This window comes from Bacteroides caecigallinarum (assembly GCF_016902295.1).
Lineage (GTDB): Bacteria > Bacteroidota > Bacteroidia > Bacteroidales > Bacteroidaceae > Phocaeicola > Phocaeicola caecigallinarum_A.
Genome location: NZ_JACJLQ010000019.1, coordinates 14,233 through 41,178, shown reverse-complemented (window position 1 = coordinate 41,178; position 26,946 = coordinate 14,233). Strand labels below are relative to the sequence as shown.

Sequence of the window (26,946 nt, the reverse complement as noted above, 5' to 3'; positions counted from 1 at the left end):
GATATATAGCGAATGATTTCAGTAGAAGGATTAAAAGTAGAGTTTGGAGTTACTCCTCTGTTCGAGGATGTATCGTATGTCATAAATAAGAAAGACCGTATAGCATTGGTTGGTAAAAACGGAGCAGGAAAATCTACAATGCTTAAGATATTGGCAGGATTGCAGATGCCTACGGAAGGTGTTGTCGCGGTGCAGCGTGGTGTAACTATTGGTTACTTGCCTCAGGTAATGATTTTAAGCGACACACGTACAGTAATGGCTGAAGCGGAAACGGCTTTCGAACATATATTCGAACTTCAGGAAAGCATTTCGAAAATGAATCAGGAATTGGCCGACAGAACTGATTATGACTCTGAAAGTTATCATGAGCTTATAGACCGTTTCACTCACGAGAATGAGAGATTTCTTATGATGGGTGGAACAAATTACAAAGCAGAGATAGAACGTACCCTTACGGGACTTGGATTTAACAGGGAAGATTTTGACAGACCTACATCCGAGTTCAGCGGTGGCTGGCGTATGCGTATTGAATTGGCAAAACTGCTGTTGCGTCGTCCTGACGTGCTTTTGCTCGACGAGCCAACCAACCATCTTGACATAGAAAGTATTCAGTGGCTTGAAAATTTTTTGAAGATGAGTCCCGGCGCAGTTGTATTGGTCAGCCACGACCGTGCCTTTATAAATAATGTGACAAACAGGACTATAGAAATATCTTGCGGACATATATATGATTATAAAGTTCCGTATGATGAGTTTGTCGTATTGCGTAAGGAACGCCGTGAGCAGCAGTTGCGTGCATACGAGAACCAGCAGAAAGAAATCAAGGATACGGAGGAATTCATCGAACGCTTCAGATATAAGGCTACTAAAGCTGTTCAGGTACAGAGTCGAATAAAGCAGCTTGAAAAGATTGTGCCTATTGAGATAGATGATGAGGATACATCTTCATTAAGACTGAAATTTGCCCCGGCAATTCGTTCGGGAAACTATCCGGTAATTTGTGAGAATGTAAAGAAGGCATACGGTGATCATGTAGTGTTCCATGATGTCACGCTTACAATAAACAGAGGTGAGAAGGTCGCTTTTGTCGGTAAGAACGGTGAAGGTAAATCTACACTTGTTAAGTGTATCATGGACCAGATACCATACGAAGGGAAACTGGTTATCGGACATAATGTGCAGATAGGTTATTTCGCACAGAATCAGGCACAGCTCCTCGACGAGAATGTAACTGTATTCGATACCATCGACCGTGTGGCAAAAGGGGATATCCGTCTGAAGATACGTGATATTTTAGGTGCGTTCATGTTCGGTGGAGAAGCTTCGGACAAGAAAGTAAAAGTCCTTTCCGGAGGAGAACGAAGCCGTCTGGCAATGATAAAACTTCTGCTCGAACCTGTGAATTTCCTTATACTTGACGAACCTACCAACCATTTGGATATGCGTTCCAAAGATGTACTGAAAGAGGCTATCAAAGAGTTTGATGGAACGGTAATTGTCGTATCCCACGACCGTGAGTTCCTGGACGGACTTGTAACCAAGGTATATGAGTTTGGTGGTGGTGTAGTGAAAGAGCATATCGGAGGTATATACGATTTCCTGCAGAAAAAGAAGATGGAAAGCCTTAACGAACTCCATCTGTCGCAGTCGCCTACAGCTTCATCGCAGAAGAAAGATGTGCAACAGCCGGCACAATCGGAAAGTAAGCTTTCTTACGAAGCTCAGAAGGAACTGAACAAGAAAATCAGAAAGCTTGAAAAACAGGCCGCCGACTGTGAAGACAGAATTTCCAAAATAGAAACTCAAATATCACAACTGGAAGAAAAGATGGCAACTCCTGAAGGAGCATCCGACATGAAACTCTATGAGCAGCATCAGGAATTAAAAAAACAGATTTCGCAGATTGAGGAAGAGTGGGAGACGGCACTGATGGAAATAGACGAACTTAAAAAAGAACTATAACTAAATATTAATTTATGAAAACTAAACATTGTATTGCTTTTGCAGCATTGGCTGTTGCCGCACTGTCCGGATGTGCAGGCCAGAAGGAAGCAAAGGTGAGCACAGGAATAAACCTTGCCAACCTTGACACAACAGCAGTTCCGGGAAATGATTTCTTCCGTTTCGCTTGTGGAGGTTTTAATGATTCTCATCCGCTTACAGCTGAATACTCACGCTATGGAGCATTCGAAATGCTGATGGAAGACAACCAGAAGCAGTTGAAGGAAATGATTGAAGAATTTGCTTCAAAAGAAAATCCTGCTGGAAGCCAGGGACAGAAAATCGGAGATTTGTATAATCTGGCAATGGACAGCGTAAAGCTTAATGCAGACGGTATAGCTCCAATCAAGCCTATGCTTGACAGAATAGCTGCAATATCTGACAAGAACCAGATTATGCAGGTTAAGGCTGAAATGTTCAACAACGGTATCGGTACATATTTCAGCAACTACGTTTACGGTGACCCTAAGAACAGTACTTTGAATATCTTCCAGATTGCCCAGGGAGGTATTAATCTTGGCGAAAAGGAATATTATCTTGATACAGACGAAAGTACAACTGCTATCCGTGAACAGTACAAACTGTATATCACCAAGCTTTTCACATTGGCTGGTTTCTCAGAAAATGAGGCTAAACAGAAGATGGCTGACGTAATGGAAGTTGAAACAGCTATTGCAAAGGCTTCTTACAGCGCAGTTGAACGTCGTAACCCTGAAGCTAACTATCATAAGATGTCATACGACGAACTGAAGAAGACTTTCCCGGGAATAGACTGGGACGCTTATCTTAAAGCTTTGGGTGTAGAAGGTGTTACAGAATTGAATGTTGAGCAGATTGAACCAATAAAGGAAGTTGAAGAACTTATCAACACATTGCCAATCTCACGTCATATTTCATATCTTCAGTATAATCTTCTTGATGCGGCAGCAAGTTATTTGAGTGACGATTTTGTTGCGGCAAGATTTGATTTCTACGGAAAGGTATTGTCAGGTCGTCAGGCAAACCAGCCACGCTGGAAACGTGCCGTAAATGCCGTAAACGGAATGTTGGGCGAGATAGTTGGTCAGATGTATGTAGAGAAATACTTCCCTGCCGCAGCTAAGGAACGTATGGTGGCATTGGTTAAGAATCTTCAGTCTGCTCTTGGCGAACGTATTCAGGCACAGGAATGGATGAGCGACAGCACTAAGGTGAGAGCTATGGAGAAACTTTCTACATTCCACGTAAAAGTAGGTTATCCTGACAAATGGAAAGATTATTCAGACCTTAACATTGAAAAAGATTCATACTGGGCAAATGTATGCCGTGCTGCACAGTGGGGAACAAAAGATATGTTCAGCCGTATCGGAAAACCTGTTGACAAAGATGAATGGTTGATGAGTCCTCAGACTGTAAACGCATATTACAATCCTCAGACTAACGAAATCTGTTTCCCTGCCGCAATTCTTCAGTATCCGTTCTTCGATATGAATGCTGACGATGCTTTCAACTATGGTGCTATCGGTGTGGTAATAGGTCATGAAATGACACACGGATTCGATGATCAGGGACGTCAGTATGACAAGGACGGTAACTTGAAAGACTGGTGGGCTGATGGTGACGGTGACCGTTTCAACGAACGTACAAAAGTAATGGTTGACTTCTTCAACAACATTGAAGTTCTTCCTGGATTGAAAGCTAACGGACAGTTGACTTTGGGTGAAAACATAGCAGACCACGGAGGTTTGAATGTTTCTTATCTGGCATATAAGAATGCGACAAAGAACAATCCTCTTCCTGAAGAAGACGGATTTACAGCTGACCAGCGTTTCTTCATCGCATACGCAACACTTTGGGCAGGTAATATCCGTGAAGAGGAAATCCGCTCACGTACTAAGTCAGACCCTCACTCACTTGGCGAATGGCGTGTAAACGGTGCTCTTCCTCATGTTGACGCATGGTATGAAGCGTTTGGAATCACAGAAAATGATTCTATGTACATTGCGCCTGAAAACCGTTGCCGAGTTTGGTAATAGTTGAATGTTTATTATAACTTGAAAGCCGTTTGTAGTTTAAGAAATGCTGCAAACGGCTTTTTTATGTTATTATTGTATCGGCCAAACTATGTAGAGTATCCTTCTTTTTGTATCTTTGCTGCATATTTATAACTATAGAATAAACATCGTGATATGACAATGTATTCCAACAAAGAAATATGGCGCGTTACTTATCCCATACTTCTCGGGTTGCTTGCCCAAAATATCATTAATGTTACTGACACAGCTTTTCTTGGTCATGTAGGTGAGGTCGCTTTAGGTGCTGCGGCTATGGGAGGACTGCTCTATATCTGTATTTATACCGTAGCTTTCGGTTTCAGTATCGGTTCACAGATTCTTATTGCCCGTCGTAATGGCGAAGGAAACTATCGTGATGTAGGACCGGTGATGATACAGGGCAGCATGTTCAGCTTTCTTATGGCTGCAGTCCTTGCCGTAACGATGTATGTCTTTGCCGGACTTTTGATTCGAATGCTTATTACTTCCGATACTATATACGAAGCCACATATCAGTTCTTCACATGGCGTATCTGGGGCTTGCTGTTTGCTTTTCTTAATGTGATGTTCCGTGCTTTTTATATCGGAATAACAAATACAAAGGTGCTGACTATGAGTTCCGTGGTGATGGCACTTGTAAATGTAGTACTCGATTATGGACTGGTGTTCGGCGAACTTGGCTTGCCACAGATGGGTATTAGGGGTGCTGCCTTAGCGTCTGTCATAGCCGAGGCATCGTCTCTTATATTCTTTTTTGTATTTACTTATTTTAAGATAGACCTTAGGAAATACGGTTTCAGGCGTTCATTCAGATTCGATTTCGGAATGGTGGGCAGAATATTGAAGATATCATCGTTCACTATGGTGCAATATTTTCTTGCCATGGCTATATGGTTTGTGTTTTTTATGGCTTTGGAACGTTTGGGGCAGAGGGAGCTTGCTATAGCTAATATAGTGCGCAGTGTATATGTTGTCCTGCTTATTCCGGTTCAGGCATTAGCCACTACTGCAAACACACTTGTGAGCAACCAGATTGGTGCCGGAGGAACGGATAAGGTCATGGCGTTGCTTCATCGGATAGCAGGTATATCTTTCCTGATAATGGTTGTATGCGTTTTGTTCACTATAATATTCCCTAATCCGATATTGTCTGTTTACACGAGCGATTCAAGTCTTGTTTCAGAATCAATTCCCGCACTTTATGTGGTGTGTGCGTCTATGCTTGTCGCTGCATTGGCAAATATATATTTCAACGGAATATCGGGTACAGGCAATACTCAGGCAGCACTTGGAGTTGAGGTTGGAGTACAGGTGTTTTATGCGATATACGTTGTTGTGGTAGGAATGGTATTGCGTCAGCCCGTAGAGATATGTTTCACTACAGAGATTATTTATTATGTATTGATGCTGATTTTTAGCATTATATATTTGAAAAAAGCTAAATGGCAGAATAAAAAGATTTGAGAGTTTATTTTTTTTATGTATTTTTGCACCCCGTTGAAATAGAAGAAATTAAGAAAAATCCAAATAATATATGTTCGATAATTTAAGTGAAAGACTTGAGAGGTCGTTTAAAATATTGAAGGGTGAAGGTAAAATCACCGAAATCAATGTTGCCGAGACTCTGAAAGATGTACGTCGCGCCTTGCTTGATGCCGACGTGAACTATAAGGTAGCAAAGAACTTCACAGATACAGTGAAGGAAAAAGCCTTGGGACAGAACGTGCTTACAGCAGTTAAGCCAAGTCAATTGATGGTTAAGATTGTTCACGACGAACTTACCAAACTGATGGGTGGAGAAACTGCCGAGTTGGAACTTAAGGGCCGTCCGGCTGTAATACTTATGTCAGGTCTCCAGGGTTCCGGTAAGACAACATTCTCCGGTAAACTGGCACGTATGTTGAAAACCAAGAAAAACCGCAAGCCTTTGTTGGTAGCCTGCGACGTTTACCGTCCTGCGGCTATTGAACAGCTTAAGGTGCTTGGACAGCAGATAGAAGTTCCTGTATATTCTGAACCTGAAAGCAAAGATCCTGTAAAGATTGCCTTGAATGCGATTCAAGAAGCAAAGGCTAAAGGTTATGATTTAGTCATTGTAGATACAGCCGGTCGTCTTGCCATCGACGAACAGATGATGAACGAGATTGAGGCTATAAAGAAAGCCATCAACCCTGATGAAACTTTGTTCGTAGTCGATTCAATGACAGGTCAGGATGCTGTAAACACAGCACGCGAATTCAACGAACGTCTTGACTTCAACGGTGTTGTTCTCACTAAGTTGGATGGTGATACCCGTGGTGGTGCCGCACTTTCTATACGTACAGTAGTAAACAAGCCGATCAAGTTCGTAGGTACAGGTGAAAAACTCGACGCGATTGACTTGTTCCATCCGGCACGTATGGCAGACCGTATCCTCGGTATGGGTGATATCGTTTCACTTGTAGAACGTGCTCAGGAACAGTACGACGAAGAGGAAGCAAAACGCCTTCAGAAGAAAATCCAGAAGAACCAGTTCGATTTCAATGACTTCCTTGCCCAGATAAACCAGATCAAGAAGATGGGTAACATCAAGGAACTTGCTTCTATGATTCCTGGTGTAGGTAAGGCTATCAAGGATATTGATATTGACGATAATGCGTTCAAGAGCATTGAGGCTATCATCTATTCTATGACTCCAGAAGAACGTACTCATCCTGAAATCCTTAACGGCTCGCGCCGTATGCGTATCGCAAAGGGTAGTGGTACAAACATTCAGGAAGTTAACCGTCTTCTCAAGCAGTTCGACCAGACTCGCAAGATGATGAAGATGGTAACTGGCAGCAAGATGGCCGGTATGATGCAGAAAATGAAAAAGAAATAATACATTTCGTTTTGAAATATAATAGCGGGCTAAACATCGTTTGAATAGTGTTTAAATACTGTTTAAACGGTGTTTAGCCCGAATTTTTTGGAGGTATTTTTAGTATAGGATATACTTCTTTCTCATTTCCTTATATCTATTTAAATCTTCAATCCAGACTGAACGTATTTCTTCTTCAGATTTGCCTTTTAGCATATCAAGTCTCACCTGGTTTGTACCCATCAGCAGGTCGAACCATTTTGGACGTGTCAGAAATGATTCGATTTTGTTCATCTTCTTGAATTCATTGTACATTTCTAAGACATACCTTAATGAAAATCCGTTCAGAGTTTTTGTATCAGTTTTTCTCAGGTCAAGTCCATGACATTCGGTATTCTTGTGTAGAGGGTTTTTGTCGAATCCTTCCAATGCTTTCGGTGTGAAAGAAAAAGGATATTTGTCCTTAGGCAATAACGGTGAACCTATCACCTGGAATGGGAAATAAGTTCCTCGTCCTACACTGACTGATGTAGCCTCGAACAGGCATAGTGATGCATAAAGAGCAATAGACTGGTCGTTCGGCAGATTTGGTGATGGTTTGACCGGAAGCGAATACGGATCACCATGTTTCCATCCTTTTATTTTGATAACGGAGAAGTTGCATTTCAGATTGTTGCCAAGCCATCCTTCGCCGTTTATCATTCCTGCGAGTTCGCCCATTGTACACCCATGAAGTACAGGTATAGGAAGCATTCCTACAAAACTTTTGTATTCCTTTTTCAGTATCGGGCCGTCAACATAGTCGCAAGGGTTCGGGCGGTCAAGCACTATAAGCTCTTTCTTGTTTTCGGCGCATGCCTGCATTACATAATATAATGTACTTATGTAAGTGTAAAATCTTGCTCCTACGTCCTGAATGTCGAATATTACCAGATCAATGTTTGCCATATTGGCGGCAGACGGTTTTTTGTTTTTGCCGTAAAGTGAAATAATCGGAGTTCCGGTTTTCACGTCTTTACCGTCCCTTACTGTTTCACCGGCATCGGCATTGCCTCTGAAACCATGTTCAGGCGCAAACAGTGCAACAGGCATTTTGCCTAAAGAGCATAGAGTGTCAAGCAAATGTGTATTGCCTACAAGTGAAGTCTGGTTTGCCACCAGAGCAATTTTTCTGTTTTTTATAATGGCGGAAAGCTCTTTTATCTGGTCGGCTCCATTTTGAATATTGGATGCTTTGCAAAGGTTTGTAAATGTAATTAACAGTAAAATAACGAGATATTTCATGATAGGACAATAATATTTATTAGTTTTGTAATTCAAATTATAATATTGCAAATATAATAAGTTTCATAATATGAACCCAATAGCATTAATTGATAAATATTATCCTGAGGAAAACGAACTCAAAAGAATATTGTTGAAACACAGTCGTTCGGTAGCTGACAAAGCTCTTGATATGGCCCGCAAGCATCCTGAACTTAATCTTGACTCTCAGTTTATTGAGGAAGCGGCAATGATTCATGATATTGGAATTTTCCTTACTGACGCTGATGGTATTTTCTGTTATGGAACTTATCCGTATATATGTCATGGCTATCTTGGAGCTGATTTGGTAAGAAAAGAAGGATTTCCTCGTCATGCCTTGGTATGCGAACGTCATACAGGTGCCGGTCTGTCATTGAAGGCAATAGTTGAGCGTGACCTTCCTGTTCCGCATAGAGATATGCTTCCTGTCAGCCTTGAAGAACAGTTAATATGTTTTGCCGATAAATTTTTCTCAAAAACAAAACTGGATAATGAAAAGTCGCTTGAGAAAGCACGCAAAAGCATAGAAAAACATGGTGAAGAAGGGTTGATTAGATTCGACAAATGGTGTGAGATTTTTCTTTAATATTTATTTTGTCGTAAAAATACTTTAAAAACTTACTACCTATAGTGTTATTTAAGTGATAATGCTTACTTTTGTATCGCTTATTGCGAAAAGTATATATAATGACATCGTTTAAAAGAACTACATACATATTCATAACTTTATTTCTGCTCGGATTCATTTCCACTTTTTATGCTGAGGCGCAGCGTGTAAGAGGAAGACGTTCGGGTAGGAATGTATCTTCTCAGGTAAAAACAGACTCTTTAAGTCTTGACTCTTTGGCTGTAGATTCGCTTTCGTCAGACTCATTGTCTTCTGATTCTACAGGAAATAAAGATGCACTCGATGCTCCGGTTATATATGAAGCCAGTGACTCTATAGTTTTCACCAAAGGTGGTTTCGCACATCTTTATGGCTCTGGAAAGGTCAATTATCAGAAAATTGAGCTTACATCTGCCGTGATAACCATGAATATGGACAGTAATACTGTATATGCCAGAGGTGTGAAGGATACAGTAGGTGTTGAATCCGGTTTACCTGTATTCAAGGACGGTGAGACTCCATACGAGTCGAAGATAATGCGATATAATTTTAAGTCGAAGAAAGGATTCATAAACGGTATTGTTACCCAGCAGGGCGAAGGATATGTAACCAGTCGTGACGCAAAGAAAGGGCCTGATGATGAGATCTATATGCAGCACGGACGTTATACTACGTGTGATAATCACGAACATCCTCACTTCTATCTGCAACTTTCAATGGCTAAAGTGCGCCCAAAGAAAAATGTGGTTTTCGGACCTGCGCATCTTGTCGTTGAGGATGTACCTCTTCCTATTGCTGTTCCATTTGGATTCTTTCCGTTCAACAGTAGTTATTCTTCCGGTTTTATTATGCCGAGTTATGGTGATGAACTGAATCGTGGATTCTACCTGCGCGATGGTGGATATTATTTTGCGATAAGTGACCAGATGGATTTGAAGGTGCTTGGTGAAATCTTTACGAAAGGTTCGTGGGGAGTATCTGCCGCGTCTAATTATAATAAAAGATATAAGTATAGCGGTTCGTTCAATGCAAGTTATATTGTGACTAAGACGGGCGAAAAGAATATGCCTGACTACTCTGTCTCAAAAGACTTCCGCATACAGTGGAGTCATCGCCAGGATGCCAAGGCCAGTCCGAACAGTTCTTTCTCGGCCAGTGTGAACTTTGCTACAAGTAGTTACGACCGTTCCAGTTTGAGCAGTTTGTATAATCCGCAACAATATGCGCAGAATACCAAGGCTTCAAGTGTCAGTTACTCACGCAGTTTTCCGGAAATAGGACTTAACATTTCCGGTTCGTTCAATATTACGCAGAACACACGAGACTCGTCTATCAATATGACATTGCCTGACGTAAATATATCATTGAACCGTATTTACCCTTTTAAGCGCAAGAAAGCGGTTGGCGACGAACGCTGGTATGAGAAAATCTCTTTCCAATATACCGGAGCCATGACAAATAGTGTAAACACTAAGGATAATCTTATTTTCAAGACTCCTCTTACACAGTGGAAAAACGGTTTCCAGCATAAGATTCCTGTATCAGCGACTTTCAATCTGTTCAAGTATATCAATATAGTACCTTCATTCAATTATACAGAGAGATGGTATCTGAACAAGATAAAGAGGAGTTATGATCCTACTCTGAATACTTCGGACCATATACGTAAGGATACTATTAGTGGTTTCAACCGTGTATATGACTATAATATGTCTGTACAGATGAATACAAAGCTATATGGTATGTACAAGCCGCTTTTCATGAAGAGTAAGGAAATACAGGTCCGACATGTGTTTACTCCTACGGTAAGTTATACATATACTCCTAATTTCGGTACCAAGCGGTTTGGATATTATGATACATATACTTATACCGACGAGGACGGAGAAGTACGTACTGTTGAGTATTCGCTTTATGACGGTATGACGTATGGTACTCCGGGAAAGACTATGTCGCAGAATATTTCATTCTCCGTTGACAATAACATTGAAATGAAGATGAAGTCAGACCGTGACTCTACTGGTTACAGGAAAATTAGTCTTGTTGACCAGTTAGGAGCATCAATGTCATACGATGTTGCAAACAAGAGATGGAGTGACTTGAGCATGAATGTTCGTCTGAAACTGACAAAAAGCTATACTTTCAATATGAATGCTTCGTTTGCTACTTACGCTTACGAGTTTGATAAAAACGGTAATGTTGTAGTAGGCGATCGTACAGAATGGTCGTATGGACGTTTCGGACGATTCCAGGGATATAGCGGCTCTTTCTCTTATACGCTTAATAATGATACGTTCAAGAAACTGTTCGGAAAGAAGGAAGAGAAAGGTGACAAAAAGAACGGTGAGGAGAATAATGAGGATGAGAATACTGAAGAAAATACCGAGGAACAGCAACAGAACAATTCCAATATGAGGAAAACGGAGGCCGCTTCAGTCGGCTCAGACGGATATATGGCATTCAAGTTCCCATGGAGTATAAGTTTGAGTTACAGTTACAGTATTCGTGAGGATAATTCGGATAAGAAGAAAATTAATATAAAAACCATGCGTTATCCGTATAAACTTACTCATTCGCTGAATATTTCTGGTAACTTTAAGATTGGTAGCCGTTGGAATATGAATTATTCTACAGGATATGACTTTACTACTAAGGAACTGTCAATGACAACATTGAACATTACGCGTGACCTTCACTGCTTTAACATGAGCTGCGGATTGGTGTTCGGTCCTTACACTTCGTATAACTTCACGATACGCGCCAACTCCAGCATGCTTACCGATGCCCTTAAATGGGATCAGCGAAGCAATACCGGTAGTGCGGTAACGTGGTATTAATATCATGACTTACCAGTCAATGGCTGTTTTCCCGTGTTTTACAAGATAGTCATTGGCAAGGCTGAAGTGATGATTGCCGAAAAAACCGTTGTGTGCGGATAGTGGCGACGGATGTACTGATGTAAGTACAAGATGTTTGTTTCTGTCTATGAACGCTCCTTTCTTTTGGGCATACGCTCCCCATAGTATGAATACAAGATTGCTTTTTTCTTCGGCCAGCTTCCTGATAACAGCATCTGTAAATTCTTCCCATCCTCTTCGCTGATGTGAACCTGCCTGGTGTGCCCTTACTGTTAGTGTGGCGTTAAGGAGAAGTACCCCTTGCTCTGCCCATCTTGTGAGGTTGCCGCTTTGTGGAACAGGCTTTCCCAGGTCGCTGCTTATTTCCTTGAATATATTTACAAGCGATGGTGGAGGCTGGATTCCGTCGTTTACGGAAAAGCATAATCCGTGTGCCTGTCCCGGACCGTGATATGGGTCCTGACCTATTATTACTACCTTTACATTATCGAATGGGCAAAGATTGAATGCATTGAAAATGAGCTTTCCCGGAGGATAAACCGTTGTTTCGTGGTATTCCTTTCTTACGAAGTCTGTAAGCTGTATAAAATAATCTTTAGAGAATTCAGGCGTCAATGCCTTTTTCCATGATTCTTCTATCTGTACGTTCATTGTTTGGATATTGAGTGTTTTTTATATATCGGCAAAGGTAACATTTTAAAAATAAAAAAGCAACGGAATTCATCACTCCAGGACGGTGTGCGAACTCCGTTGCATGTATAATTAATATTCTCGTTTAGTTGCCTTAGATAAGTGTCATACCGCATTCTTCGCATTCTTTACGCATGCTTTCCGGCCAGATGCTTGCCTGTATTTCTCCTATATGAGCCTTTTTGAGGTATAGCATACACAGACGTGACTGTCCGATACCTCCACCGATACTGAGAGGAAGAGAACCGTTCAACAGCCTTTTGTGGAAATACAGTTCCTTTCTTTCTTCTTTTCCGGAGAGTTCCAACTGGCGTAACAATGCTTCCTTATCTACACGGATACCCATTGACGAAAGTTCAATGGCGCGTCCCAAAACGTCGTTCCATACCATAAGGTCGCCATTCAGTCCTGGTAAACCTGTTGCGGGATCTATTGTGGTATAGTCATCATAGTCCGGAGCACGAAGGTCATGAGGCTTTCCATTGCTCAGATTGCATCCTATACCTATTATAAATACGGCACCGTATTTCTTTGTTATAAGGTCTTCGCGCTCTTTTGGAGTCTTGTCCGGATACATCTGCAGAAGTTCTTCCGAGTGTATGAACTGTATGTCGTGTGCGAGGAATGATTTAATCTGTGGGTACATTTCGCATACCATATATTCTGTGCGTCTCATTGCCGAATATATTCTGGTGACAATGCTTTTCAGAAAATCAATATTTCTCTGTTCCGGTGTGATAGTTCTTTCCCAGTCCCACTGGTCAACATAAAGTGAGTGTAAGTTTCCTAATTCTTCGTCAGCACGGATTGCGTTCATATCTGTATATATACCATAACCCGGACCTATGTTATAGTCGGCAAGTGTCATTCTTTTCCATTTGGCAAGCGAATGCACAACTTCAGCTTGTTGGTCTCCCAAATCTTTGATAGGGAATGATACTGCACGTTCCACTCCGTTCAGGTCGTCGTTTATACCCATACCCTTAAGGACGAACAAAGGGGCAGTTACACGGCGTAGTCTGAGTTCCGAAGACAAGTTTTGCTGGAAAAATTCTTTTATTTGTTTAATGCCAAGCTCTGTCTGTTTCATATCAAGCAGGGCTTTATAGTTGGCAGGTTTTATTAAGTAACTCATGATTTAGTGGTATTAGTTTTGTTGGCAAAGATAGATATATTTTGTAAATGTGCAATCGTATTTACCGAAAACTTGTCAAAAAGCTTGTGATTTTATTGAAAAGTATTGAATATTGTCATAAAGTTACTTCTGCGTCGGGACATAATGGTGGTATTTTCTTATAAGTTTGTTTCTTAATTCGGATAAACTTATTATTTTTGTATCCGATTTGCGGAAAGCAAATATTATGCGCTCATAGTTCAATGGATAGAATACTGGATTCCGGTTCCATCGATTGGGGTTCGACTCCCCATGGGCGTACAAAAGATGAGTGGCCGACTTGTTTGTTTTCAAATAAGTCAGCCACTCTGTCTTTTATATTCCGGTACCGCTTACGAGGATATTCGTGATAAATACAGAACACTTGAGCCGGATACAGTTGTAATTTAAATATAGATATTGAAAAAACTTTCGATTCTTGGTGCTGACCATCGTCGGCAGTGCTGCTGACCATAGTCGGCAATGCTGCCCACTATAGTCGGCAATGCTGCTCACTATAGTCGGCACCAAACTTTGCGGGCTCATAAAGATGTGTGAATGATTACAAAATATCGTTTGAATAATGGCTGAAATGCATGATGTTTTAAAAACTTACTATATCTTTGGATATGGCAGTATGCTATTATGCGTAATGAACTTGTGATGTGCAAACAGGCAGATATAATTTGATTTATGGGATATATATTTGAAATTTGTGCCAACTCTGTTGAGAGTTGTCTTGCGGCTCAGGAGGGTGGAGCTAATCGTGTGGAATTGTGTGCTTCGATGCCTGAAGGCGGAACTACTCCTTCTATAGGAGAAGTAAAGCTGGCGCGTCGTCTGTTGGATATTAAACTGCATGTTATAATACGTCCGCGTGGAGGAGATTTTGTATATACTCCGTTGGAGCTGGATATTATGGAAGAGGATATACGTGCCGTAAAGGAAGCTGGGGCTGATGGAGTGGTTTTCGGGTGTCTGACTCCGGAAGCGGAGCTTGATGTCGAGGCTATGGAACGTCTTGTAAAAGCTTCTGAGGGTATGAGTATAACATTTCACCGTGCTTTTGACTATGTGCGAAACCCCGGGCAGGTTATGGAGAAACTTATCGGTATGGGGGTATCGAGAATTCTTACTTCTGGTCAGCAGCCTACTGCACATGAAGGAGCCGACCTGCTTGCCGCACTTGTAAGGCAGGCCGGCGACAGGATTATAATAATGCTTGGATGTGGAGTGAATGAGAATAATATACTTGGCTTGGCTGAAAAAACCGGAGCACATGAATTTCATTTCTCTGCACGTGAAAATAAAGAAAGCCGGATGCGGTATCGCAACCCGGCCTTATCTATGGGAGGAACGGTGACGGTAGATGAATATATCACTCCGGTTACTACCGCCGCCCGTGTACGTAATACAATTAATGCGCTTACAGACCGTTTATAGTTTTAACCAACTGTTCGCCTGTACCTATTGTGTAGCCGTCTATCTGGAATACAACCCGGTTGAATGTATCACCGATAATGAATATAGGAAGGTTTCCGCCGTTGGACAGCTTCATGTTCTGTGAAATCTCGTTACGTATTGCATTGTTGGTGTCGATACCGTAAACGATATTGGAAGGAAGATTTGGAAAATCGGTAGGAGAGAATTTATTGTATGATTTCTCGTCAGGGAATAACAATATCATTTTGCGTCCCCATTTTTCCAGTTCTTCCTTTTTGATTTCAATGTCTTTCAGCGCGTGGTTTGTTGGCTCCTGACCTGTACCGAGTATGCCGACAACGAAATATCCTCTTCCTGTTGTTGAAAGAATAGATGTTTCCGATTTTGTCTTGACATCGGTGTATTTCAGTTCTGAGTTGAAATTGCCGATGATTCTGATTTCCTCAGTATTGTCGCGCATTACAAATTCTATTTTTGTTTCTTTGCCGCCTTCAATAGTGAAGAATGTGACATTGCTCATTACCCCACCATCCGCAACGCGACTGCCAGTTACAAGCATGTAATATCCTTCTTCAAGTTTTTCTCCGTTCTTTAGTAACGAATCCCATGTGGTGTCTTCAGGATAGTTCAAAAGTTTGAAACTGCCGTCTTCATACTTGGATATAGTGAAATGTGTGTAATATTTCGGGTTGTCCAGTCGTGGAATAGCCTTATAGATGGCCTTCAATGTTCCTTCTGCGGTTTCTGATTTCTCTATAACGTCGAAATTTACCTGTTGTTCCTTTCCGTTATTCATATAATATACGTTTCCTGTAACAGGGTCTTTCCAGGCTTCTATGTTAAGGCTTCTGGCAGCTGCGACAAAGAATATTTCGCGTGACAGCGAATCAACAATCCTGCTTTTCCATGTGCCAATAGGTGATGTAGGGACAGAGCCTTTGTTCAAGTCGTTCCTTACTGTAATGCTGTCCGAACACCATGCAACCAGCGATTGAGGATTTTCAGTAAACTGTTTCTGTAGTTCCTGTGGAATTTCTTTTTTGAGGAACGAGCGGTATGGTGTGAGTAATTCGTTTTCTACTCGAGGGCAGAGAACATATTCGGCCTTTGCTTCCTGTTGAGTATTGTATAAATGGTCTTCAAGTACCTTGCAAGGAGTGTCTCTCAAATCCTTATCTGTGATGGTTTGTAATAACTCTATTGCCCTTTTACTCATTTCGTTTTTCGACGCGTTGCCCAGGAACGTCATAATGTCTTTGTAGTTACCCCTTGATTTTGTGATGAAAGGCTCTACTGATTCGTATTCAAGTTTGTTAGCCCGGGCAAACTGCTCTATTTCGTCCTTATCGGGGAATGTTCCTATGTAGGCATTTCTGATTGAATCTTCCTGATGCAGTCTTATGTCGTTTTCGATACGCTGTTCTTCACTTACAGCTGGTATTTTTGCGTTTTCGGCAGGAGGGATTATGTTTAAGTTTTCGGTGTAGGCTTCGTTCACATTGTGACCTAAAGTGATGTCCACAGCCTTTTCTTTGCCGAATGAAATTTTTCTGATGCCGAACTTGTCGTTGTGTGAGGCAAATACCACCATGTCTCCCAAACCGGCTGAGAGTGAGACCTGTCCTTGGGCATTGCTTTTCTGTTTATACACTGTAAAGAATTCGGCATAATTGTATATTTTGAATTCAACGTTTGCATTTTCTACAGTGTTTCCGTTTTCATCTTTTACGGTTACAGTTACTGATGCTTTGTCGGCATAGTTTTCAATGATGTTTATTTCGGTATAGTTGGCTGTCTGTAACATTGTTTCCTCTTTTCCGCTATACGCTCCGAACACCTTTGTGTGCATGAGCATGCCTCTGCTTGCTGGCGAATTGAACCACCCCAAGTTAAGTACAGGTTCAGGCTCGCACGCACCGAGGAAATACCATTTCCCGTCAACCCATGCTTCTACCCATGCATGGTTGTCGTCAGTGTGTGCCCATCTTGGAGTATATACCTGACGTGCAGGAATACCTATGGCCCGAAGTGTTGCCACCAGCAATGTCGATTCTTCGCCACATCTTCCGTATGCTGTCTTTATTGTTGCAAGAGGTGAGCTTGTACGGATGTCGGAAGGTGTATATGAAGCTTTTTCGTGACACCAGTGGTTGGCTTCCAATACCGCGTCCAGCATTGACAGATTTTTTACTCTTGGCCACAGCTCGTTTTGTATATACTCGCGCGAGTTATCAAGATTCTCGTTGTTTATTCTTATTGGAAGTACAAAATGTCTGAATATGTCGTCCGGAATATTCTTTCCCCATGATGATGCGTCTCTTATGTTGAAAGACAGTCGTACATTATTTAGAAAGTATTCTCCGGAATTGTCGGCAATGTCGCTTATGGGCATATAGGCATACAAAAACTGGAGCGCTTCTTTTTCCTGAGCAGTCATTTCATTGCTGAATACACTGAACAGATTTCCATTTTTAAGTATGGACTTTTTCTCGGCAAAATCATTTTCCACGCGTGTCCTGTAATCTGAGTCATTAATGAAATGCTTTTCGTTGTTGCAACCGGTTGAAAGCAGGCATACAGATGCCAAACTTAATGAAAGAAATAGATGTCTGAACATAATTGTGATTTTTGTTAGTTGATTATAGGTAAGGATATGATATCGTATAATTTACCTTATAAAGAAAAAATCCTGCAAAGCGGTATTTAAAGCCTTACAGGATTTTATTTGACTGACTTTTAAATCTTTTTATAGAGGCTTGTATTCCACGAATGCTTCCATTGCTTCGTAACATGCCAGTCCCAATCCGTCGTAGAGTAGTGCTGTACCGCGGTTACGGTCTTCACTTCTTTGCCAGAACAGACGTTCGTCGTTGCCAAGGAATGGAGCGCTTTCCATCTGTGACTGATGTTTGAGAATAGAGTTTCGTTTAGCACGGAGTTCTTCAGGGCTCAATGGAACAGCCATTTCTATGTTTTCGATTTCCCATTCAGCCCATGCTCCACGATACATCCATATTCGGCATTCGTTGAGCCATTCGGCACCAGCATTCTTCTCTTCGTCTATGGCTGCGAATACAGCGTCTGTACATACTCTGTGAGTACCGTGAGGGTCGGCCAGGTCTCCTGCAACATATATCTGGTGAGGCTTGACTTCTCTCAGCAGTTTTAGTACGATTTCTACGTCGGGCAGACTGATAGGGTTCTTTTCTATTTTTCCTGTTTCGTAGAAAGGAAGGTCAAGGAAGTGACATCTTGACAAAGGAATGTTGTTGTATGTACATGCCGTACGTGCTTCACCTCTGCGGATAAGGCCTTTTATTGTAAGGATGTCTCTTGAATCAATATCTCCTTCTTTCTTTTCGAAAAGGAATTTCTTGATTTCGGCATACTTGTCGCGGATAGTCTGGTTCTGGTTATCGTCGAACAATTGGTTGAAACCATTGATGAAGTGCATAAATCTTACAACTTCTTCATCGCCAACAGCAATATTTCCGGAAGTCTGGTATGCCACGTGTACTTCATGTCCTTGTTGTACAAGTCTTCTTAGTGTACCTCCCATTGATATGACATCATCATCAGGGTGTGGCGAGAATACAATGACTCTCTTCGGGAACGGTTTGGCTCTTTCAGGACGATAAGTATCGTCGGCATTAGGTTTGCCGCCGGGCCATCCTGTTATAGTGTGCTGAAGGTCGTTGAATACCTTTATGTTTACGTTGTATGCAGAACCGTAAAGAGCAAGTAGTTCGCTCAGTCCATTCTCGTTATAATCTTTGTTTGTAAGTTTAAGTATCGGTTTTCCCAACGTCTGGCATAGCCACACAATGGCACTTCTGATAAGTTTGTTGTTCCATTCGCAGTTGGTAACCAGCCATGGACGCTGTATTCTTGTAAGATATGCTGCAGCGGCAAGGTCTGTACAGACTTCAGCGTTGGTATGCATTTGCAGGTATGAAGCAGGCAGTGTGTCTGAGACTTTTTCTTCTACTGTCTTACGGATAATTTCTGCTTTGTCTTCTCCCCAAGCAAGCAGGAATACTTTTCTTGCGCTAAGAATTGTTTTTATTCCCATGGTTATAGAGCAAGGAGGAAGATTATCCACTCCAAGATTGCGCGATGCCTCACTTCGTGATGTATTGTCAAGCAAGATAAGACGTGTTGTCGAGCTTGCCTGTGAACCAGGTTCGTTCATTCCTATTATACCTCTTCTTCCTATACCGAGGACAGCGATGTCTATACCCCCGAATGTCTGGATTCTCTGTTCGTATAATCGGCAATGGTCTATTATTGCATCCTGCGGGATGCTGCCTTCCATTGTGAAAATGTTTTGTCTGTCTATGTCAACTTGCGAGATGAACATTTTCATCAGATGACTGAATGTACTTCCGGCACCTTCATTAACCGGATAGAATTCATACAGATTGAACAATATTACATTTCTGAAGCTTACGCCTTCGTCTTTATGACGGCGAATCAACTCGGAGAACAGCGGTCTTAGTGACGAACCTGTACCAATGGCTATTGTACAGAATTTGCCTTCACGCTGTCTGTCCTGTATCTTTGCTATTATTTCGTTTGCTATGTGCTTTGTACCTTCGTCCATCGATTCGAAAATATTCGTATTTATCTTTTCGAAACGAGTAATTACAGAGCGTTCTACAGCATTACCTGGCTTATAGTAGCGGGTAGATACATTTTTTAGCGATATTTGCGATGAAAGATTTGTTCGCATAATAACTCTGGATTATAGTATTAAATATTGTTTTTTTCAATATCCTTAAAGTACTTGTATGTTCCTACTTTAAGTTCGTCAGTAGCTGCTTCATCGCAAACTATAATGCCATGCTGGTGCATCTGAAGCGCGCTAATAGTCCACATCTGTGTTATTCCACCTTCAACGGCATGCTGTAATGCGCGTGCCTTATTGTGTCCGTTGCAGATTATAAGTACCTCTTTGGCGGCAAGCACTGTGCCCACACCTACAGTAAGAGCTGTTTTAGGAACTTTGTTCACGTCATTGTCGAAGAAACGTGAATTGGCAATAATAGTGTCTGTAGTAAGAGTCTTTACTCGTGTACGCGAAGAAAGAGACGAGCCTGGTTCGTTGAATGCGATGTGTCCGTCAGGACCTATACCGCCAAGGAACAGATCAATACCTCCGAATTTTTCAATTTCTTTCTCATAATTTGCACATTCGGCTTCCAGATCGGCCGCGTTACCGTTTAGGATGTGGATGTTTTCTTTACAGATATCTATATGGTTGAAGAAATTGTTGTACATGAATGAGTGATAGCTTTCCGGATGTGATTCAGGCAAGCCGACGTATTCATCCATGTTGAATGTAACTACATTCTTGAACGATACTTTACCTTGTTTGTTAAGCTCAATAAGTGCTTTATACATTCCAAGAGGAGATGAACCTGTAGGAAGACCAAGAATGAAAGGTTTTTCTTTTGTTGGATTGGCAGCATTAATCTTGTTTGCTACGTAATTGGCAGCCCAGTTAGAGATTGCCTGATAATCTGGTTCAATAATGACTCTCATGATTTTTTGATTTTATTAGTTTATATATAAGTTAACTATATGCTTATTATAAATGATTTTTATTGATAACTATGCAAAGATACCTATCATTAATTAGAAAGACAAATAAAAAAAAAGGTTTTTTGTTGGCGTGATATTAAAAAAATTATTATTTTTGCGACATATACTATAAAAATATAAATATGGGACGGAAGCTATTGGATGAAATTCAGAAAAGCACGAAAAGTGCAACGATGAAGCGTCGCATCATTACTCATTTCATTTATAATGGGGATGCTACGATTACTGACCTTTCTAAAGACATGGATTTAAGTATTCCTACGATTACCAAACTGATTGATGAAATGTGTGATGACGGCTATGTCAATGATAATGGTAAACTGGAGACTAACGGAGGAAGGCACCCTAATTTATATGGATTAAACCCTGAAGCGGGGTATTTTTTGGGTGTTGAGGCTGCATTAAACTATTTGAGTTTTTGTGTGGTTAACTTCAGGGGAGAAATATTGGATTACAAAACGAGGATTCCTTTTAAACGGGAAAATACTGTAGAGTGTATGGATAAAATGTGTGATGAGATACGTTCATACATTGATTCATTGCCATATAATAAAGAAAAGTATCTTAATATTTGTGTGGGATTGCACGGACGAGTAAATCCTCAGACCGGATGCAGTTATGGAACATTCAATTTTGCCCAGACTCCTATTAGTGAAATGCTGACTGACAGGATTGGTATTAACGCATGTGTTGACAATGATAGCAGGACAAGTGCATACGGAGAGTATATGATGCATTCTGTTAAGTGTCCGAAGAATCTCATTTTCATAAACTTAAGCTGGGGTTTGGGAATGGGTATAATTATTGATGGAAAGTTATATAATGGTATGTCGGGATTTGCGGGTGAGTTTGGACATAATTTTGGATATGATAACCAGCAGATATGTCATTGTGGAAAGAAAGGATGTATTGAGACTGAGGTCTCATGTTCTGCATTATACCGTAAATTCATTGAGCGATTGAAGAAAGGTGAAAGCTCAGTTATTCTGAAAGAAAAATCAATTGACGAAATTCAACTTGATGATATTTTCAATGCTGTAGAAAGAGAAGATGTCCTTGCTATAGAATTAGTGGAGGAGATAGGCCAGAAACTTGGTCGTCATATTGGTGGACTGATTAACATCTTCAATCCTGAACAGGTAATTATTGGAGGTGATTTGTCAAGAGTAGGTGATTATCTTCTTCATCCCGTAATATCAGCCATAAGAAAACATACTCTTAATATGATGTACCGTGACTCTGATATTGTGCTATCTGAACTAAAGGATAAGGCTAATGCTGTAGGTTCAGCATTGTTGTCGAGAAGTAATTTGTTTGTAATTTGAAGATATTGAATATATAAAAATCAAAACAGTCAGGCTAAGATGAAGCTTGACTGTTTTTTGTTTATCTGCACATTTCGTTTTTTACTGAATCCCATTTTTCGGATAATTCAAGCATTGAGCCGAACAAAAGGTTGGCTTCTTCGTCGAGTAAAGCCGAATCTGGTAGTGGACCTGTATTTACGGCAATAGTGAATATTCCTGCTGCAACTCCTGCCTTAACCCCTAATGGAGCATTTTCTACAACTATAGCTTCGTTGGCTTCTATGCCGGCTTTCTTTAATCCCATAAGGTATGGTTCTGGATTTGGCTTTCCGTATTTTACATCAAAAGCTGTAACCATGAATTCTTTTTGAAAAATTCCGGGGAAATGATGATTGAGGTTGTCCAAAAGAGACAATTGTCCTGATCCTGTAACCAATACCGGCTGTAATCCGGAATCTTTGATGTTGCGCAACAGTGTATATGCGCCCGGCATAGGCTCAGCCTTTGGAAGACTGTTGAATATTTCGCTTTTAGTCTGGTATATTTTCTTTATTTCTTCTTCGCTGGCGTTGTATCCTCTTTCTCGGGTACATACAATATTAATTGTGCTTGCTCCCGTACGTCCTTCGTGCATAAAGGCTTCTTCTTCGCTAAGATTCATTCCATAAATGGACATGGCTTTGTTCCATGCTTTTGCATGATTCTTCATTGAGTCAAACAGTACACCATCCATGTCGAACAGTACAGCCTTTAAGTTTATTTTGTTGTATCCTTTTTCTTCTAAATAATTCTTTATTGCTTTTTCAAACATTCCTGATGCTTTAATTGTTTAAAGGCACGTACTACCATGTGAGTAATACGTGCCTTGTGTCTTTTTGTTTTATTGTATTCTTTGAGTGTATATTATTTCTTCAAACGAGCTTGGATTGCCTCAGATTCTTTTTCATAACCTGGCTTATTGAGGAGAGCAAACATATTTTTCTTGTATGCTTCAACTCCTGGCTGGTTGAATGGGTTTACATCAAGTATATATCCGCTGATACCGCAAGCTTTTTCGAAGAAGTATATCAACTGTCCGATATAGTATTCGTTCAATGCAGGAACAGAAACTCTCATGTTAGGAACACCACCGTCAACGTGTGCCAACTGAGTTCCGAGTTCAGCCATCTTGTTTACTTCGTCAACTCTCTTGCCGGCAAGGAAGTTCAATCCGTCAAGATTCTGTTCGTCTGTAGGAACACGTAACTCGTGATTAGGAGTTTCGATAGAGATTACAGTTTCGTAGATAGTACGTTCGCCTTCCTGAATCCACTGTCCCATAGAGTGAAGGTCTGTTGAGAAATCAACAGAGCTTGGGTATATACCTTTGCCGTCTTTACCTTCTGATTCGCCGTAAAGCTGTTTCCACCATTCGTTGAAGTAATGAAGTTTTGGTTGATAGTTAACCAAAATTTCAATTTTCTTTCCGTTGCGATAAAGCTCGTTACGTGTAGCGGCATAAAGAGCGGCAGGGTTTTCGTATAAGTTTTCGTTTGCGCAAACTTCTTCCATTTTGCGTGCGCCCTCAACAAGCTTTTCGATGTCTATACCTGCAACTGCTATTGGAAGCAGACCAACAGGAGTAAGTACAGAAAAACGTCCGCCTACATTGTCAGGAATAATGAATGATTTGTAACCTTCGTTGTCGGCTGTTACGCGTGCAGCGCCTTTCTTTGCATCTGTAACGGCTACGATAACCTTGCGTGCCATTTCTTTACCACGCTGGTCTTCACACTGTTTCTTAAGAAGACGGAAAGCAAGAGCTGTTTCAGTTGTTGTTCCTGATTTAGATATGTTGATTACACCAAATTTTTTGTCTTTCAGGAAGCTTGTCAATTCGTAAAGATAATCTTCGCCGATGTTGTGTCCTGCAAAAACAATAGTTGGTTCTCCCTCTTTCTTTTCTTTTAGCCACTGGAAGCTGTCAGACATTGCTTCAATAACAGCACGTGCTCCAAGGTAACTACCACCGATACCGGCAACAACCACTACTTCGCAATTTTCACGAAGAACTTTAGCTGTAGCTTTGATGTCTTCGATATGTTCTTTAGTTATAGAAGATGGAAGATGTAACCATCCCAGGAAGTCGTTTCCAAGTCCTGTTCCTTTTTCAAGGGTTTCCATACATGTCTTAACTACTGGCTCGTAAGCTGCCAGTTTACCTTCTGCCATGAAGCTGACAGAATTTTCAATGTTCAATTTAATATTTTCCATATTCACAAGTTTATCTGAATGAGTCTGTTAAAAGCTTAATTTCTATCATTGGCGTTATACGTTCGTAAAGGATATTATAAACTGCATCTACAATAGGCATATTAACATGCAGATGTTTATTTAATTCCTTTATACATTTTGTGCCATAATACCCTTCAGCTATCATTTCCATTTCTATTTGTGCGCTTTTTACAGAGTATCCTTTTCCAATCATAGTTCCGAAGACTCTGTTACGGCTGAAATTAGAATAGCTTGTTACAAGCAAATCACCTAAATAGGCTGAATCGTTTGTACATCTGTCCACAGGGTGTACAGTATTCAGGAAACGGTTCATTTCTTGTATCGCATTTGAAATGAGTACAGCCTGGAAGTTGTCTCCATATTTCAGTCCGCTGCAAATACCAGCGGCGATAGCATAAACATTTTTCAATACAGAGGCGTATTCGATACCTGCCACATCTGTATTTACTGAAGTTTTTATGTAGTGTCCTGTCAGTTGTTGTGCAAACATTTTAGCCTTTTCAATGTCTTTACATCCTACGGTAAGGTAAGAAAGACGTTCCAATGCCACTTCTTCTGCGTGACAAGGACCGGCTAATACTGCGATATTTTCTTCAGGAACTCCATATACTTTATTGAAATAATCGGAAACAATAAGATTCTCATCTGGTACTATACCTTTTATGGCAGTAACGATGAACTTATCTTTAATCTTGGTTTTTAGCTTTTTCAGATGGCTCTTAAGATAAGGCGAAGGTGTCACGAAAATCAGTGTATCCGATTCCCTTACTACCTTATTTATATCTGATGAAAAGTTGATATTCTTAACATTGAAGCGCACGCTGGTCAAATAAGCCGGATTATGTCCGAGACGTTTGAAATCTTCAATTCTGTCGTCTCTGCGCATATACCAGTTTATTGATTCGGTTTGGGTAAGAATAATCTTTGCGATAGCCGTAGCCCAGCTACCTCCTCCCATAATAGCTATTTTACCAGGGAATTTCACTTTGATTATTGTTTAAATACTTATTTTATATTTTGTATCCAGTTGCTGACTTCGTCAACTGTCGGATTTTTCAGTTCCAGTTTGTATTTCTTGTTTACTCCGCAGATGTCCATGTGAAGTTTCTGAGGGTTTACATCTTTCATGTCTGCAACGAGATTGTATCCGGCTTTTTGGATTAGTGCAACCCATTCTTCAGGAACACCAATCTCCATGAATTTTGCAGGAGCATCTTTAGGAATAACCTTTTCCGGTCTCATTTGAGGGAAGAACAATACTTCCTGAATTGTACTCTGACCTGTCATAAGCATTACAAGACGGTCCATACCGATACCCATACCTGAAGTAGGAGGCATACCGTATTCAAGTGCGCGAACGAAGTCCTTGTCGATAATCATTGCTTCGTCGTCCCCCTTTTCGCTAAGTCTCATTTGTTCTTCGAAACGTTCAAGCTGATCTATAGGGTCGTTAAGCTCTGAGTAAGCGTTACAAAGCTCTTTACCGTTTACCATAAGCTCAAAACGTTCTGTCAGTTCAGGATTGTTGCGGTGACGTTTAGTAAGCGGTGACATCTCGATAGGGTAGTCGGTAATGAATGTTGGCTGTATGTAGTTGCCTTCGCAGAATTCGCCGAAGATTTCGTCGATAAGCTTGCCCTTGCCCATAGTGTCGTCAATTTCCATATTGAGTTTCTTGCAAACTTCACGAATCTGGTCTTCGTTCATTCCTGTAAGGTCGTAGCCTGTGAATTCCTTGATAGAATCAAGCATAGTAACACGCTTGAATGGAGCCTTGAAGTTGATTACATTGTCGCCTACTTTTACTTCTGTAGTACCGTTTACGTCAAGACAGATTTTTTCAATCATGTTTTCAGTAAACTTCATCATCCAGTTGTAGTCCTTGTATGCCACATAGATTTCCATACAAGTGAATTCCGGATTGTGAGTACGGTCCATACCTTCGTTACGGAAATTTTTACCGATTTCATATACACCTTCGAAACCACCTACGATAAGACGTTTCAGATAAAGCTCGCTGGCGATACGCATGTACAAAGGAATGTCGAGCGCATTGTGGTGAGTGATGAACGGACGTGCTGCCGCACCACCTGCGATGGCTTGCAGAATAGGAGTCTCTACTTCGATGTAACCTTTCGAGTTGAAGTATTCGCGCATAGAATTGTAAACCTTGTTGCGCTTCAGGAATATATCTTTCACTCCGTCGTTTACTACAAGGTCAACATAGCGCTGACGGTAACGGAGTTCAGGATCTTCGAACTTGTCGTATGCCACTCCATCCTTGTATTTTACGATTGGGAGAGGCTTGATAGATTTTGAAAGAACTGTAAGTTTCTTTGCATGTATTGAAATTTCGCCCATTTGAGTGCGGAAAACGAAACCTTCTATACCAACAAAGTCACCCAAGTCAAGTAAACGTTTGAAAACTACATTGTATAAATCCTTATTCTCATCAGGGCAGATGTCATCGCGAGTGATATATACTTGGATACGTCCTTTAGAATCCTGTAACTCGATAAAAGACGCTTTGCCCATTACACGGCGTGACATTATACGTCCGGCTACAGAAACCATGCGAGGTTCTGCCTCATCATCCTTGAATTCATCTTTTATATCAGTAGAAAATGCGTTTGTTACATACTCTGCTGCAGGATACGGGTCTATGCCCATAGCTCTCATTTCGTTCAGACTATTGCGTCTGATAATTTCCTGTTCACTTAGTTCTAATACGTTCATTTCTTATATATTAACTATATTTTGGTACAAAAATAAGAAACATTTCGCAATATATTTATATATGTGTGTCACTTTTTGCGTAAATAACCTGACTTA

Annotated in this window: 18 protein-coding genes and 1 tRNA gene; 9 read left to right on the top strand and 10 right to left on the bottom strand. The window is 40.9% G+C overall.

All coding sequences use genetic code 11. The features are described 5' to 3' along the window. Positions 1-12: 12 nt before the first annotated feature. The 4 genes from H6A27_RS08125 (at position 13) to ffh (ending at position 6,894) form a co-directional block, all read left to right on the top strand. Positions 13-1,962, top strand: coding sequence for an ABC-F family ATP-binding cassette domain-containing protein (locus H6A27_RS08125; RefSeq protein WP_204508305.1), 1,950 nt, complete (start codon positions 13-15; stop codon positions 1,960-1,962). A gap of 14 nt (positions 1,963-1,976) precedes the next feature. Further along, positions 1,977-4,013 (top strand): M13 family metallopeptidase, encoded by a 2,037-nt coding sequence (locus tag H6A27_RS08120; RefSeq protein WP_204508303.1) that lies wholly within the window; start codon positions 1,977-1,979, stop codon positions 4,011-4,013. 162 nt (positions 4,014-4,175) lie between these two features. Next, a complete protein-coding gene (locus H6A27_RS08115; RefSeq protein WP_204508329.1) occupies positions 4,176-5,498 on the top strand; it encodes an MATE family efflux transporter in 1,323 nt (440 codons plus the stop codon). 70 nt (positions 5,499-5,568) lie between these two features. Continuing rightward, positions 5,569-6,894 (top strand): signal recognition particle protein, encoded by a 1,326-nt coding sequence (gene ffh / locus H6A27_RS08110; protein WP_204508301.1) that lies wholly within the window; start codon positions 5,569-5,571, stop codon positions 6,892-6,894. A gap of 99 nt (positions 6,895-6,993) precedes the next feature. On the opposite strand, the gene H6A27_RS08105 is transcribed toward ffh, so the two are convergent. Further along, the gene (locus H6A27_RS08105) at positions 6,994-8,157 is read right to left on the bottom strand and encodes an exo-beta-N-acetylmuramidase NamZ family protein (protein ID WP_204508299.1); all 1,164 of its coding nucleotides are present in this window, start codon (positions 8,155-8,157) and stop codon (positions 6,994-6,996) included. Between the two features lie 70 nt (positions 8,158-8,227). Here H6A27_RS08105 and H6A27_RS08100 point away from each other — a divergent pair, with 70 nt between their 5' ends. Together H6A27_RS08100 and H6A27_RS08095 are read left to right on the top strand one after the other, a co-directional pair. Further along, the gene (locus H6A27_RS08100; RefSeq protein ID WP_204401411.1) at positions 8,228-8,764 is read left to right on the top strand and encodes an HD domain-containing protein; all 537 of its coding nucleotides are present in this window, start codon (positions 8,228-8,230) and stop codon (positions 8,762-8,764) included. A gap of 101 nt (positions 8,765-8,865) precedes the next feature. Continuing rightward, complete coding sequence (locus H6A27_RS08095) at positions 8,866-11,622, top strand: putative LPS assembly protein LptD (protein ID WP_204508298.1); 2,757 nt, start codon at positions 8,866-8,868, stop codon at positions 11,620-11,622. Positions 11,623-11,631: 9 nt separating this feature from the next. Here the strand turns inward: H6A27_RS08095 and ung are convergent, their stop codons facing one another. Continuing rightward, complete coding sequence (ung, locus tag H6A27_RS08090) at positions 11,632-12,294, bottom strand: uracil-DNA glycosylase (protein WP_204508297.1); 663 nt, start codon at positions 12,292-12,294, stop codon at positions 11,632-11,634. Positions 12,295-12,427: 133 nt separating this feature from the next. Further along, on the bottom strand, positions 12,428-13,468 hold the full coding sequence (gene asnA / locus H6A27_RS08085; RefSeq protein WP_204401405.1) for an aspartate--ammonia ligase: 1,041 nt from the start codon (positions 13,466-13,468) through the stop codon (positions 12,428-12,430). 228 nt (positions 13,469-13,696) lie between these two features. On the opposite strand from asnA, the gene H6A27_RS08080 reads away from it, so the two are divergent. Further along, positions 13,697-13,768: transfer RNA gene (locus H6A27_RS08080), tRNA-Arg, on the top strand. A gap of 411 nt (positions 13,769-14,179) precedes the next feature. Then, positions 14,180-14,929: a copper homeostasis protein CutC gene (locus H6A27_RS08075; RefSeq protein ID WP_204508295.1), complete on the top strand. Its 750-nt coding sequence runs from the start codon at positions 14,180-14,182 to the stop codon at positions 14,927-14,929. Here the strand turns inward: H6A27_RS08075 and H6A27_RS08070 are convergent. The 3 genes from H6A27_RS08070 to nagB form a co-directional block, all read right to left on the bottom strand. Continuing rightward, positions 14,913-17,546 (bottom strand): transglutaminase domain-containing protein, encoded by a 2,634-nt coding sequence (locus tag H6A27_RS08070; RefSeq protein ID WP_204508288.1) that lies wholly within the window; start codon positions 17,544-17,546, stop codon positions 14,913-14,915. The two genes, H6A27_RS08075 and H6A27_RS08070, sit on opposite strands and share 17 nt — an antisense overlap. 129 nt (positions 17,547-17,675) lie before the next feature. Continuing rightward, on the bottom strand, positions 17,676-19,661 hold the full coding sequence (locus H6A27_RS08065; RefSeq protein WP_204401399.1) for a glucosamine-6-phosphate deaminase: 1,986 nt from the start codon (positions 19,659-19,661) through the stop codon (positions 17,676-17,678). Positions 19,662-19,681: 20 nt separating this feature from the next. After that, entirely contained in the window at positions 19,682-20,473 is a 792-nt protein-coding gene (nagB, locus tag H6A27_RS08060) for a glucosamine-6-phosphate deaminase (RefSeq protein ID WP_204508287.1), read from the bottom strand. A gap of 182 nt (positions 20,474-20,655) precedes the next feature. Between nagB and H6A27_RS08055 the strand changes: the two genes are divergently transcribed. Next, entirely contained in the window at positions 20,656-21,858 is a 1,203-nt protein-coding gene (locus tag H6A27_RS08055) for an ROK family transcriptional regulator (RefSeq protein ID WP_204508285.1), read from the top strand. Between the two features lie 61 nt (positions 21,859-21,919). Here H6A27_RS08055 and H6A27_RS08050 read toward each other — a convergent pair whose 3' ends face one another. The 4 genes from H6A27_RS08050 to lysS form a co-directional block, all read right to left on the bottom strand. Then, positions 21,920-22,651, bottom strand: coding sequence for an inorganic diphosphatase (locus H6A27_RS08050; protein ID WP_204508283.1), 732 nt, complete (start codon positions 22,649-22,651; stop codon positions 21,920-21,922). A gap of 92 nt (positions 22,652-22,743) precedes the next feature. Next, positions 22,744-24,093: a glucose-6-phosphate isomerase gene (locus tag H6A27_RS08045; RefSeq protein WP_204508282.1), complete on the bottom strand. Its 1,350-nt coding sequence runs from the start codon at positions 24,091-24,093 to the stop codon at positions 22,744-22,746. A 10-nt stretch (positions 24,094-24,103) separates the two neighbouring features. Next, complete coding sequence (locus H6A27_RS08040; RefSeq protein ID WP_204508279.1) at positions 24,104-25,099, bottom strand: NAD(P)H-dependent glycerol-3-phosphate dehydrogenase; 996 nt, start codon at positions 25,097-25,099, stop codon at positions 24,104-24,106. 20 nt (positions 25,100-25,119) lie between these two features. Then, positions 25,120-26,850, bottom strand: a complete 1,731-nt coding sequence (gene lysS, locus H6A27_RS08035) for a lysine--tRNA ligase (RefSeq protein WP_204401387.1) — start codon at positions 26,848-26,850, stop codon at positions 25,120-25,122. Positions 26,851-26,946 lie beyond the last annotated feature (96 nt).